The sequence below is a fragment of the Pyxidicoccus fallax genome (genome assembly GCF_012933655.1).
Classification (GTDB): Bacteria; Myxococcota; Myxococcia; order Myxococcales; family Myxococcaceae; genus Myxococcus; species Myxococcus fallax.
In genome coordinates this window covers 1-12505 of record NZ_JABBJJ010000015.1, presented here as the reverse complement: position 1 = coordinate 12505, position 12505 = coordinate 1, and the positions used below count along the sequence as shown (strand labels likewise).

Sequence of the window (12505 nt, the reverse complement as noted above, 5' to 3'; positions counted from 1 at the left end):
GCCCTCTGAGCTGACGGTCCGCTCAACTCGCCCTCTGGGCGCTCGGCGTTCCGTCGGCGACTCGAGGAAGGACCTTCACCGTCGCGGACCGTGCGCGGTCACTGACCATGGCGCCGAGGTAGGGGCTGTCTCCGTATTTCGCGCGGTAGGCGGCATCGACGGCGTCATTGATGGCGCCGTCCACGGGCTCGAAGGTGACCTCCTTGACGAGACCGGCCGCATGGATGCGCCCGGCTTGCTCCCGCTTCGCGGCCTGGTACCAGCGCGAGGCCTGTCCGTAGTAGGCGCGGACGTAGAGCGCGTCCCCCACCCGGACGGACCAGATCCACGTCGGGGTGCCGTACGTCCTTCCGTCCTCCCGGAAGGGGGCGATGTGGAGGTCATCAGCGTCGGCGATTCTGCGCAGTTCTTCAGTCGGCCAGGTGGACATGGGTGACTCCCTTTCCCGATGGAGCGCGGGGCCAGTGCCACGCATCTCTCTGGGCCAATGAGTAGGCGTCGCCCCCGCCGGGGACCAGCCACCGCGGCGTCAACGGCCCATGAAGGCGTCCTGCACAATCGGGTGCGACCGTGCGAGGGGGTGAGCGGCCACGGCCCCTCCTGCGAAAGAGTGAACGGGATGAGGGCGAGCTGCTTGACCCCTCCCTCTGCCCCTCCCAGCATCCCCCCGACATGGCCGATGACCTGAATGCAATGGCGGTGTTCGTCGCCGTCATCGAAGCCGGCGGCTTCCGCGCGGCGGGCACGCGGCTCGGGGTCACGGCCTCCGCAGTGAGCCAGACGCTGCGACGCCTCGAGGAGCAGCTCGGGGTCGTGCTCCTGCGTCGCACCACGCGGAGCGTGCACCCCACCGAGGCAGGCGAGCGGCTATATGCCTCCGTCCGGCCGGCGCTGGAGGAGGTCCGGGCGGCGATCGCGTCGGTGGGTGAGCTCAGCGAGCAGCCGCGCGGCACGCTCCGCATCGTCGTGTCGGTGGGCGCCGAGTCCTTCCTCGACGACCAGTTGCTCTCGGGCTTCCTCGCCGCCAACCCGCTCGTCCGGCTCGAGCTCGCGGTGAGCGACGGCATCCCCGATATCGTCGCGAGCGGCTACGACGCGGGCCTGCGGCTCGGAGAGGTCATCGACCGCGACATGGTCGCCGTCCCCGTCTCCGGGGACGTCCGCCTCGTGGTAGTGGGCGCCCCCTCGTACTTCGACCGGCACCCGAAGCCGACGCACCCGCGTGACCTCGTCCAGCACGCGTGCATCAACTGGCACCCGACGCCCGACGCGCCGTCCTACCGCTGGGAGTTCACGGAGCCGGGAGCCCACGGCGGGCACGAGTTCACGGTGGCCGTCCCCGAGCGCGTCCTCACCACCGACCCGGTCCTCATCACCCGTCTCGCCCGCGCCGGAGTCGGGCTCGCCATGCTCTACGAGAGCCAGGCGCGCGAGGCCATGGCGCGCGGCGAGCTCGTGCCGGTGCTGGAGGAGTTCTCCACGTCGTTCCCCGGCTTCTACCTGTACTACCCGCAGCGCAGGCAGGCCACGCCCGCGCTGAAGGCCTTCGTCGAGCACCTGCGCGGCGCGCGGCAGCCCCGCGCCGTGAAGCGGGGCCGCCGCGCGAACGGCGGGCGCGACTGAGGCTGGCGGTCGTGGTGCCTCGCCGTTGCGCATCACCGTCCCTACTCCGCGCGCTCGAGCGTCGCCGTCAGCGGGCCGGGCTGCCTGAGCGCCTCGACGTCTCCGTCGAGCGAGCCGAGCGTGACGAGCCCCTCCGAGAAGCGGAAGTCCTTGTGGAACAGGGCGAGGTTCCCCCAGGGCGCGTAGTAGGCGATGTCCCCGGCCTTGGGGGTGACGCCCGCGGGTGCGCCCTTCGTCGACAGCCTGCGCGGCAGGTCGCTGACCTTCTCCGTCGTCGCGTAGTCGGTGAGCGTGAGGGTCAGCGGCAGCAGGGCCGCGAAGTCGCGCGCGGTGGCATTGTCGCGCAGCGTGGCCGTGAGGACCCTCTCGCCAAGGGTCAGTCGAATCTTCATGGGCTTGCTCTCCTGGGGTGAGGGCCGCTGCGCGTGGGCCGGGGCCGTCGCCAGCGCGAGCGCGAGCAGGACGAAGGCGCTGGAGCGCGCCCGGGGCTTCGCCGTCCTCCGTGGCTTCACCGCTGCGCCTCCATGACGCCGGGGCGCCCCTCCCGGATGGACGCAGCACGCGAGGCACCGAGGCTCCGCCACCACGGGGCCAGGCGCGCGCCCTCTTCGATGACCAGCGGTGCCCCGAGCATCGGCATCAGGACGTGCACGCCTCGCTGCGCCGCGAGGCGCACGAGGCGCTCGACGGGCTCGTCCCACGGGTGCACCGCCAGGTTGAAGGTGGCCCAGTGGATGGGCAGCAGCGGCCCGCCCCCCAGCATCCGGTGCGCCTCCAGCGCGTTGTCCGGGCCCAGGTGGATGTCTCCCCAGGCGGGATGGAACGCACCAATTTCGAGCGCCACCAGGTCGAAGGGACCGAGGCGCCGGCCGATGTCCTCGAACTGGGGCGTCGGCCCGCTGTCGCCACTGAAGAAGACGCGGTGGCGCGCGCCGCGGACGACCCAGGACGCCCACAGCGTGGTGTCCCGCCTGCCCGTCGTCCGACCCGAGTAATGCCGCGAGGGCGTGGCCACGAGGGACACGTCGCGCGTGACGGGCGCCTCGCCCCACCAGTCGAGCTCCACGACCTGCGCATCCGGGACGTCCCACGACCGCAGGTGGTCGGCGACGCCCAGGGGGACGAAGAAGCGCACGCCCGTCTTCGCGAGCGCCTGGACCGTGTCCATGTCCAGGTGGTCGTAGTGGTCGTGCGAGATGACGACTGCGTCCAGCTTCGGCAGCGCGGCCAGGGGCACGGGCGGCGGGTGGAAGCGGACCGGCCCGACGAGCGAGGACGGCGAGGCGCGAGCGGACCAGATGGGGTCGGTGAGTACGCGTGCCCCGTCCACCTCGATGAGCAGCGTGGAGTGGCCGAGCCATGTCACGCGGGCGCCGTCATTCGGCGGCTCGCCCCACGTCGCGCCGGGCTCCGCGAGGGGCAGTTCCGCCAGAGGCCGACGGCGCTCGCCGCGGAAGAAGACGTCCACGAGCGAAGGGCGCTCGCCGGTCCATGGCGGAGACGGCGCCTCGAGGTTCGCGAAGCGCCCGTCCGCGTAGCGCGACTGGAGGGCGAGCCCGACGAGCCGTGCCGGGTCGGGCGTTCCGCCCAGCGTGGCGAGACACCCGGTGGACAGGACGAGCCCGCCCGCCACGAGGGCCAGCACTCCGACGAGTGGGAGTCCCAGGCGCAGGCTCAGTCTGCGAAGGAATGACGTTCTTTGCGTAGCGGACATGCCCAGCGCTCCTACCCCTGCCCGCCGTCGCGCGCGTCCGGACGGCCAGGGGAACGAGAGGAGTACCCAGGGGGCGGCCCGGACACAAGGCGGCACGGAAGACACAGGCTGTTAAGGGAGGGTTCACAGTGCCGCTCACGACGCATTGAAAAGCCGCGCTGTACAGCCCGTACACCGGACGACGACTGGTTCGTCGCCGTGGCGGCGTGCATGTTCTCCGCAACGGAAGAGCAGTGCGCCCCGGAGGTACCGCAGATGAAGAGCGAGACAATGAATCCGACCTACGACTTCAAGGGCCAGGTGGCCCTGGTGACGGGTGCCGCAATGGGACTGGGGCTCGCCACGGCCCGCGCCTTTGCACGGAGCGGCGCGGCCGTGGTGTTGGCCGACCGCGACGGAGAGCTTGCAGCCAAGGAGGCGGCGAGAATCGTCGAGGAGGGCGGCATCGCGCTCGGCGTGCGCTGCGACGTCACCGACGAGGCGCAGGTCGCGGCCGCGGTCGACCGAGCGGTCGCTGAATACGGCCGGCTCGACATGGCGTTCAACAACGCCGGCATCCAGGTGCCGCCGAGCGACGCCGCGGACGAGCTTGCCGAGAGCTTCCACCGCGTGACGGCGGTCAACCAGTTCGGCGTCTGGGCGTGCATGAAGCACGAGCTGCGCATCATGCGTGCGCAAGGATCGGGCGCCATCGTCAACTGCTCGTCGCTGGGGGGACTGGTCGGCCTGCCCCAGCGCGCGGCGTACCACGGCACCAAACACGCCGTCCTCGGCATGACCAAGAGCGCGGGCGTCGAGTATGCGCCGCGCGGCATCCGCATCAACGCGGTCTGCCCCGGCACCATCGACACGCCCATGGTGCAGACCATGCTGAAGGGCCAATCGGGCGCGATGGCCGAAATCATGAAGCAGCAGCCGATTGGGCGGCTCGGTCTGGCCGACGAGATCGCGGCCGCCGTGCTGTGGCTGTGCAGCCCGGGCGCGAGCTTCGTGGTCGGCGTCGGCCTGCCGGTCGACGGGGGTTTCACCGCGCACTGAGGCCACCGCGCCCTCGGCAGCCAGGTCGAACGGAGTGTTCATTCCTCACGCCCGAGAGGCGCCTGTGCCATGGTCCAGGGCGTCATCGGGTTTGCACAGGAGACGAGCGATGGAAAAAGCGGCACGGCCGTACGTGATCTGTCACATGGTGCCCTCGATCGACGGGCGCATCGTGACGAAGCCCTGGAACCTGCAAGACGAGGCCTCGGCCGAGTACGAGCGCACGGCGAAGACCTTCGGCGCGGACGCGTGGATCATCGGCCGGGTCTCCATGGAGCCCTACGCCGGGAAGTCCAAGGTCCCGAAGCGCAAGTCCTCGGAGCCCATTCCCCGGAAGGACTTCATCGCGAAGCGCGACGCCGAGTCCTACGCCATCGCGCTCGACCCGTCTGGCAAGCTCACCTGGAAGTCGAACTCCATCGACGAGGAGCACGTCATCACCGTGCTGACCGAGGAGGTCTCCGACGACTACCTCGCCTTCCTCCAGGAGCGGGGCGTCTCCTATCTGTTCGGCGGCAGCAAGACGCTGAACCTCAAGCGGGTGCTCCAGAAGCTCGCCCGGGAATTCGGCATCCAGAAGCTGCTGCTGGAAGGCGGCGGGAAGATCAACGGCTCCTTCCTGGCCGCGGACCTCATCGACGAGCTGAGTCTGGTGATTGCGCCCGTCGCCGACGGTGGCATCGGCACTCCGTCACTGTTCGACGCGAAGGAAGGACGCGCCGTCGCGCGCCCGCTGGAGCTCATCTCCATGCGCAAGCGCAAGGCCGACATGCTCTGGGTGCGCTACCGCGTGAAGCGCTGAGCCCTTCCCCTCCAACTATGCGTGAGGCGCCACCGTGAACCAGAAGGTGGCGCCCTGCCCCGGTTGGCTCTCGGCCCAGATCCTGCCGCCATGGCGGTGGATGATGCGCTGGACCGTGGCGAGCCCGATGCCCGTCCCCTCGAAGTCGCTGGCCTCGTGCAGCCGGTGGAAGGCCGTGAAGAGCTTGCCCGCGTGGGCCATGTCGAAGCCGGCGCCATTGTCCCGGACGAAGAACAGACGCTCGCCGTTCTTCTCCTGGGTCCCGAACTCGATGCTCGGGTCCGGCGTCCGGCCCGTGAACTTCCAGGCGTTGCCGAGCAGGTTCTCGAGCACCTGCCGAAGCAGATGGGGGTCCCCCAGCGCCCGCGCCGTGGGCGTGAGGGTGACCCTCACGGCTCGCTCCGGCGTCTGCCGGCTCAAGCCCTCGACCACCTCTCGGGCAAGGTCCGCGAGGTCCACCGGCACGCGCCGGCACGGCGCGCGGGTCACCCGTGAGAGCTTGAGCAGGTCGTCGATGAGGTCGGCCATGCGCTGACCGCCAGCGCTGATCCGCTCCAGGTACCGCAGTCCCTCCTCGTCCAGCGGCTGCCCAGCGCTGTAGTCCTCCAGCAGGACCCTGCTGAAACCGGAGATGGCCCGAAGCGGTGCGCGGAGGTCATGCGAGACCGAGTAACTGAACGACTCCAGCTCGGCGTTCACCACCTGCAGCTCGGCGGTGCGTTCCTGAACCCGCCGTTCCAGGTCGAGGTTCGCCTGCTGAAGCGCCTGCTCCTGCTTCATCCGGTCCGTGAGGTCTCGCGTCACCTTCGCGAAGCCCTTCAGCACTCCGTCCTTGAACAGGGCGGTGATGGTCACATCCGCCCAGAACCGGGAGCCGTCCTTGCGGATGCGCCAGCCCTCCTCGCGGTAGCGCCCCTCGCGGATGGCAATCTCCAGCTCCTCCGCGGGGTGGCCCCGCTTCCGGTCTTCCTCCATGTAGAAGCGAGAGAAGTGCTGGCCGATGATTTCCGGCGCCTCGTAGCCCTTGAGCCTCCTGGCGCCCTCGTTCCAGCTGACGATCCGCCCCTCCGGGTCGAGCATGAAGATGGCGTAGTCCCGCACACTCTGGACGAGCAGCTCGAAGTTCTCCCGCTGCGCGTCGAGGGCCTCCTCCGAGCGTTTGCGCTCCGTGAGGTCCCGGGTCACCTTGGCGAAACCCCGGAGCCTTCCGGTGGCGTCGCGGAGCGCGGTGATGGTCACATCCGCCCAGAACCGGGAACCGTCCTTCCGGATGCGCCAGCCCTCCTCGTGGTAGCGCCCCTCGCGGGTGGCAATCTTCAGCTCCTCCTGCGGATGCGCCCGGGCCAGCGCTTCGGGCGTGTAGAAGAGCGTGAACGGACGGCCGATGATTTCCTCGGCCCGCCACCCCTTGATGCGCTCGGCGCCGGCATTCCAGGTGGAGACCCGGCCCTCCGGGTCGAGGATGAAGATGCCGTAGTCGAGCACGCTGTCCACGAGCAGCCGGAAGCGTTCCTCGCTCTGGCGAAGCTCCTCCTCGATGGCTCCGCCGTCGGTCACGCGGGGACTTCCCCCCGCCGTGCCACCTCGCGCATCCAGGAGGCTCGCCGCGTTCTCGAACAGGGAGGCCAGGTGAAGGACCCCGACGAGGGAGTGTTCTCCCAGGCGCCCCGCCTTCGCCCGGAACCGCCACCCCTGGGCCACGGCCCGCAGCGCGTCCGCCCACATTCCCTGGTGCTCGGCGAGCCCGGGGTCCACTGGCAGGGTTGGTTCGGTGGTGGGCTCGGTGCTCATCCGGACTCCTGGGGGTGCAGGTAGTCACGCGGGGATCCGTCCGCAACCGCACATGCCCGGGAATGCCGGGAGCGCCCAGGCCTCACCACCAGGTGAACAACATCTCCACGCCCAGGCCTGTCTCCTTGAAGATCTTGGGCGTCCCGTCGTGCCACCCGTCCTCGGACTTCTTCACGAGGTACAGCGGCACGCTCAGCCGCAGGCCCACCAGCTCCGCCACGTCCACGCCAAGCCGGGCCTCGGGGAGCAGGAACGAGAACTCCTCCGGGTCTCTCAGGTAGCTGCCAGAGGCGCCCAGGCCCGCCCGTAGACGCACATACGGGCCTCCCTGCAGCCACTTGAACGTCCCGCCGAAGCCGTCCATGTCCGAGACGAAATCCGCGTATGTCCCGAGCGTGACGAGCCGCATCCGCGTCTCGTTCGGCACCAATTGGTCCATGTCCCGCACGCCGAACCCGGACACGGAGACGCCGAACCGCCACTCGCTGCGGTCCGACACCCCGCCCTCCTCCCGCCGCTCCTCGTGGGCGGTGAATGCCAGGGGTATCTCCCAGCCCAGCCCCGGTCCCCGCTGGCGGCTCAGGTGGACCGTGAGCGCCTGACGCGGCGGCGTATACGTCAGCCAGTCATCCAGGAACGCCGCCCCCGCCGGACGCAGCGCGATCCGCAGCCCGCTCTTCTGGCGCGACACCAGGTCGTGGAAGGCCCGGCCCACGCGCACGCGCACCGGCCGCAGATCGCCGCGCGAGCCCGTGGCCTTCGCCACGCCCATGACGCCCTCGCTGTACTCGTAGCCCACCTTCCCGAGCGCCGCGAGCAGGTCATCCACGTCGTCGTGCTTCAGCCCGGGATTCTTCTCCGCGGCGTCCGACGTCTTCACCCCGCCATCACGTCTCAGCGCCCTCTCCCTCGCGGTCTTCGTCAGTTCCTCCGTGGCGGCGCGGAGCTTCCCCAGCTGGACACCATCCTCGGCGGCCTCGCAGGCCCCGTCCGCCACGCACCGGAAGCCCTCGGAGGCGATGCCGAGCACCTCGCGGATGCGCTGCTCCCGCGCCCCGAGCGTCTCTCCGCGGACGCGCGGCACCAGGTCCTCCACGGCGCGCGTCGACGTGAGCTGCGTGGACAGGAAGCGGATGGCGTCCTGCATGCCACGGTAGAAGTCGTGCTGGCGGAAGCGCCGGTCGAAGAAGCCCATCATCGCGAACTGGTACTCCGAGGGGAGCACGAAGCCGCGGTGCGGAATCTTGATGCGGCCCGACAGGTTCGGGTCCTGCTCCAGCGTGTCGAGCACGACGCTGTCCTGCGCCGCCCGCATCAGCCGGCCCACGTGCTGGAAGTACGTCTCCTCCAGCGGGCCGAGGCTCGCGCGCGGCGTCTCGGAGGGCTTCCACGTCCAGTCGACGACGTCCTGGTCCAGGTACACCACGGGGAAGCGCGAGCGATTGAAGCCCGTGCCCTCCCCTCCCACCCACCGGGCCCCGAGCCGCACCGCCAGGTCCACCGGGTTGTTGTTGAGGAAGCCGCCGTCCACCAGCTTCAGCGTCTGCTTCGGCTCCCACCGGGTCATGTCGAAGAACGACACGTCGACGGCGACGGGAGGGAACGCGAGCGGGAAGGCCCCCGACGCCTGCGGGGTGAGCAGCAGGTTCTGGAGGGAGACCTCCTGGCCGCCCGCGTCGTCCGCCGGAGTCTCCCCGAGCGCCGGGTAGTGGATTCGCTCCTCCGGGTCGAGCTCGAGGTACGGCACCGTCGCGCTCGAGGCGCCCCGTGTGAAGGGCAGGCGCGCGGTGAGCGACCCATCCGCCCGCGTCATCACCTGGAGGACCAGCTTCTCGGTGACGCGCGTCAGCTCCGCCTTGGAGTCCGGGCCTCCCCAGCCGAAGGGAATGTCCCGGCCGCGCAGGTTCGTCACCGTGAGGCCGAAGGCGAACGAGCAGTCCGGCCGGAAGCGCGGCTGCTCCGCCTGCGCCTGGATGAGCGCGAGCGTCCGCTCCATGTGGGGCGCGCTGAAGAGGTGGTTGCTCCGGTCGTCATCGTCCCAGGGCAGCAGCTCCTCCAGGTCGAGCTGCTGGACCCAGACGGTCCAGAACAGGCTCTCCTCGGGAGCCCACCGGGCCTGCTCGAAGGCGGGGTCGCACGAGGCCAGTCCCCCCAGCAGCGCATTCACCGCGCCGGCCGAGGCCCCCGTCCACACGCGCGGCGTCGGGTCGCCGGCCCCGGGCCCGCCCTTCGCGCGAGCGATGCTCCAGAACCGCACGAGCGTGGAGGTGAACCCCGCCTGGTACGCACCGAGGCTGATGCCGCCGCTGACCACGAGGGCCGGAGCGCTCTGCTCCGTGGCGACCGTCAGCGCGCGCGCGGCGGCCGGGTCCGCCACGTGATCGGCGGGGAACTCCGTGCCCATGTACACGCTTCGGGTCTCCGCGTCGGGAGTCCCGCCATCCGGCGCGACATCGACAACGGGGGACTGGCCCAGCACCGGCAGGGCGGTGAGGAGGACAGCACACGCGGCGAGGTTGGCGCTCGTCATCCGCATCAGCCTTGCTGGTCCCTCTGACACCATCAATCCCCGGGGCACCCCGTGCGCTCTCCAGTGAACCGCGCGCCCACCCCCTCTTGTCTGTCACACACCCGCCCATGCGACACTTCCCCTCGTGATTGCCCCGTCCACCACGCCCGTCGTGCTCCAGAGGGATCGCGACTGGCTCCGGAAGCAGTTCCTCCGGCGCCTGTTCCTCGCGCTCGCGGCGGGAGTGCTCGCGGCCGTGACGGGAGGGCTGCCCCCTTCGGTGCGCGCGGTGCTCGTGGCGGGAGTGCTCGGGTTCGCGCTGCGTCCCTCGCGAACGCTGCATCGCACCGCCACGCTCGACGCGGAGGGACTGCGACGCGGCTTCGGCCGCTGGCCGTGGAGCGCCCTCACCTCCGTGGAGCTGGCGCCTCCCACCGGTGCCACCCGGGGAGCTCCGCTCGGGAGCCTCACGCTGCGCTTCGGTGACGAGGCGGTGGTCTTCGGCCGCGAGTGGCCCTTGGAGGCCCTCCTGGTAGAGGCGCTCGCCCGTGCGCCGCTGGAGGCCCAGGTCGAACGGGCCCTGGAGCAGAAGGAGCGTGAGCACGGCCTGGGCTTCGGCGTCCTGTGGCTGGGCCCCCGGTTCCTCGACCTGCGGCGCGAAGTGAAGACGGCGCGGCGGATACCGCTCCAGGACGTGCGCGAGGTGGCCCTGGAGCTCTCGGAGCATCAGGCCCTGCTCCGCGTGGAGGCGGCCTCGCGACATCTGGAGGTGCCGCTCGCCGAGGTGAGCAATCCCCACGTGCTGGCCACGCTGCTCGCGCGGCAGGGCTCACGCGGAAGCACCGCGCGGGTGGCGCTCACCGTGAAGCACCCGCCGCCCACGGATGCCACTGCCGCGAGGCCCGCGAAGGCCGTCAGGCGCTGGCGCTTCTCGGGCGTGCCCCCCTACGCGTTCGTCCTCATCCCCGGTGGGCTCTTCTTCCTCGTCTACGGCATCGACGTCACGCTGGCGGCCCGAGACAGCCTCGCATGGCGCTCCGTCCCGGCGGTCATCACCTCGGCGAGGACCTGGGAGACGCAGAGGACCGGGCAGAAGAACCAGAAGCAGAAGGTGGAGCACGGTGCCATCCGCTACCAGTTCGTCCTCGACGGCGTCACCCACGAGGGCACTCGCTTCAATGTCGATGGGACCGAGGCCATCCATGCCCGGCGCTACAGCACGGGCCAGCAGGTCATCGCCTATGTGCCCGCCGACAAGCCCTGGAACGCCGTGCTGAGCCAGGACACCCCCGGCTTCAGCCGCCTCTTCATCCTCATCGGCGTGTCCATCCTCGGGTTCGCGCTCTGGTCCATCCTCGGCGGCTTCAAGGGCTGACGCGCCGCGGCACCAGTCCCCCATCAAAAAAGACGCGGGGCATGTCGAGCCGAAATCCGCTGCTCCGACATAGGGACAAAGGCCGGCGCCAATCCAGGTCGCCGGACCCACGGAGGGCGCCCCCATGCAGAAAATCACCCCGTTCCTGATGTTCAACGACCAGGCGGAGGAGGCAGCGAAGCTCTACACGTCGGTGTTCAAGAACTCGCGCATCGTCTCGGTCGCACGGGGACCGAACGGCGCGGCGACGTCGGTCACCTTCGAACTCGAGGGGCAGCCATTCCTGGCCTACAACGGCGGGCCGACGTTCAAGTTCTCGGAGGGCATCTCGCTCTTCGTGAACTGCGAGACCCAGGCCGAGGTGGACGCGCTGTGGGACCGGCTCACGGAGGGCGGCGGCAAGCACAAGCCGTGCGGCTGGCTGGAGGACCGGTTCGGGGTGTCCTGGCAGATCATCCCCTCGGTCCTGATGCGCCTGATGGGAGACAAGGACCCGGCGAAGGCCGGGCGCGTGGTGCAGGCGATGCTGGGGATGAAGAAGATCGACATCGCCGGCCTCGAGCGCGCCTACGAGGGGCGCTGAGCCCCCCGTCGCGGCGAGGCCCGCGAGCCTCAGGTCTTCTGCAGTCCGCGCACGGACTCGGAGGAGGCGGAGACCTTCTCCGGAGCCGGGGCGGCCGGGGACTTCACGTCGAACAGGGGCTCGCCGACGCCCGTCACGGTGTTGCGCACGGGGGCGGCCACGGCCACCGGCTCCACCATGGCGGGCACGTGCGTGGCATTCGCGTACCGGGCCTGCTTCTGCTGGCGCTTCCGGCGCCACACGAAGTAGCCGACGGCGGCCACGGCGAGCACGCCCATGACCACGAACTGGCCTTCCTTGAACTTGCTGATGAGCATGTCCAGCTCGCCACCGAAGTGGAAGCCGAGCCAGATGAACACGGGCGCGGACAGCAGCGCGGCCAGGCCGTCCCAGAAGATGAAGCTCCAGTAGGACATCCGCACGGAGCCCGCGGTGAAGTACGTCACCGCGCGCACGCCCGGCATGAAGCGGGCGATGCAGACAATCTTCTGCCCGTGCTTCTCGAAGAGCCCTTCCACCTTGGCGCGTTTCTCGGGCGTGACGATGCGGGCGAAGAAGCCCCCGGCGCCCTCCGAGCCGCGGCCCAGCTTCGCGCCCAGCCGGCGGCCGGCGAGGAAGATGAGGCTGTCACCGACGAGGATGCCGGCGAAGCCCACCACCATCATCACGGGCAGGCTGGCCGCGCCCTTGTGCGCGAGGAAGCCTCCGAGGATGAGCGAGATGTCCTCGGGAAGCGGAACGCCGAGACCACAGGCCACCAGGATGCCGAACACGGTGGCATAGGCGAAGAAGCCCTGTGAGTCGCCGAGCAGGTTGGTGAGGAGTTCTTGCACGCGTTGTCCCGTCCGTTCACTTCCGGAGGGCCTGTCCGGGAGTCACCCGGGTCAGCCCATCCAGCGCCCACGCATCAACCGGGCGCGATTCGTCAAAACTCCGGGTCAGGGCCTTCAATCCGAAGTACCCCTGCCGGCCAGCCGCCTCGTAGGCCGCTTCCTGGGCGTCCGTCGCCATCAACGCCAGCGCCCGGCTCACCAGCGCGACCCCGTACTCTCCCACCGTCGCCTCCCCCA

General features: G+C 70.2%; 11 protein-coding genes and 1 pseudogene. 5 read left to right on the top strand and 7 right to left on the bottom strand.

Annotated features, from left to right (window positions below; genetic code table 11):
- Nucleotides 1–22 precede the first annotated feature (22 nt).
- Nucleotides 23–430, bottom strand: coding sequence for a DUF2255 family protein (locus tag HG543_RS05135; RefSeq protein WP_169343542.1), 408 nt, complete (start codon nucleotides 428–430; stop codon nucleotides 23–25).
- A 242-nt stretch (nucleotides 431–672) separates the two neighbouring features.
- Here HG543_RS05135 and HG543_RS05130 point away from each other — a divergent pair, with 242 nt between their 5' ends.
- Nucleotides 673–1623, top strand: coding sequence for a LysR family transcriptional regulator (locus HG543_RS05130; protein WP_169343541.1), 951 nt, complete (start codon nucleotides 673–675; stop codon nucleotides 1621–1623).
- Between the two features lie 41 nt (nucleotides 1624–1664).
- Here the strand turns inward: HG543_RS05130 and HG543_RS05125 are convergent, their stop codons facing one another.
- Nucleotides 1665–2135, bottom strand: a complete 471-nt coding sequence (locus HG543_RS05125) for a cyclophilin-like fold protein (protein ID WP_343073278.1) — start codon at nucleotides 2133–2135, stop codon at nucleotides 1665–1667.
- Complete coding sequence (locus HG543_RS05120; protein WP_169343540.1) at nucleotides 2132–3337, bottom strand: MBL fold metallo-hydrolase; 1206 nt, start codon at nucleotides 3335–3337, stop codon at nucleotides 2132–2134. The genes HG543_RS05125 and HG543_RS05120 overlap by 4 nt, the downstream gene beginning before the upstream one ends.
- Before the next feature lie 255 nt (nucleotides 3338–3592).
- Between HG543_RS05120 and HG543_RS05115 the strand changes: the two genes are divergently transcribed.
- Nucleotides 3593–4375, top strand: coding sequence for a glucose 1-dehydrogenase (locus HG543_RS05115; RefSeq protein WP_246356768.1), 783 nt, complete (start codon nucleotides 3593–3595; stop codon nucleotides 4373–4375).
- A 109-nt stretch (nucleotides 4376–4484) separates the two neighbouring features.
- Nucleotides 4485–5177: a RibD family protein gene (locus HG543_RS05110; RefSeq protein WP_169343539.1), complete on the top strand. Its 693-nt coding sequence runs from the start codon at nucleotides 4485–4487 to the stop codon at nucleotides 5175–5177.
- A gap of 15 nt (nucleotides 5178–5192) precedes the next feature.
- On the opposite strand, the gene HG543_RS05105 is transcribed toward HG543_RS05110, so the two are convergent.
- Complete coding sequence (locus tag HG543_RS05105) at nucleotides 5193–6968, bottom strand: sensor histidine kinase (RefSeq protein ID WP_169343538.1); 1776 nt, start codon at nucleotides 6966–6968, stop codon at nucleotides 5193–5195.
- 82 nt (nucleotides 6969–7050) lie between these two features.
- Entirely contained in the window at nucleotides 7051–9498 is a 2448-nt protein-coding gene (locus HG543_RS05100; RefSeq protein ID WP_246356767.1) for a patatin-like phospholipase family protein, read from the bottom strand.
- 124 nt (nucleotides 9499–9622) lie between these two features.
- Between HG543_RS05100 and HG543_RS55005 the strand changes: the two genes are divergently transcribed.
- Both HG543_RS55005 and HG543_RS05090 read left to right on the top strand, forming a co-directional pair.
- Complete coding sequence (locus HG543_RS55005; protein WP_169343537.1) at nucleotides 9623–10852, top strand: DUF3592 domain-containing protein; 1230 nt, start codon at nucleotides 9623–9625, stop codon at nucleotides 10850–10852.
- 124 nt (nucleotides 10853–10976) lie between these two features.
- Nucleotides 10977–11435: a VOC family protein gene (locus tag HG543_RS05090; protein WP_169343536.1), complete on the top strand. Its 459-nt coding sequence runs from the start codon at nucleotides 10977–10979 to the stop codon at nucleotides 11433–11435.
- Between the two features lie 29 nt (nucleotides 11436–11464).
- Here the strand turns inward: HG543_RS05090 and HG543_RS05085 are convergent, their stop codons facing one another.
- Together HG543_RS05085 and HG543_RS05080 are read right to left on the bottom strand one after the other, a co-directional pair.
- The gene (locus HG543_RS05085) at nucleotides 11465–12268 is read right to left on the bottom strand and encodes a VTT domain-containing protein (protein ID WP_169343535.1); all 804 of its coding nucleotides are present in this window, start codon (nucleotides 12266–12268) and stop codon (nucleotides 11465–11467) included.
- Nucleotides 12269–12284: 16 nt separating this feature from the next.
- Nucleotides 12285–12505, bottom strand: a pseudogene (locus tag HG543_RS05080) (hypothetical protein); the annotation flags it as partial.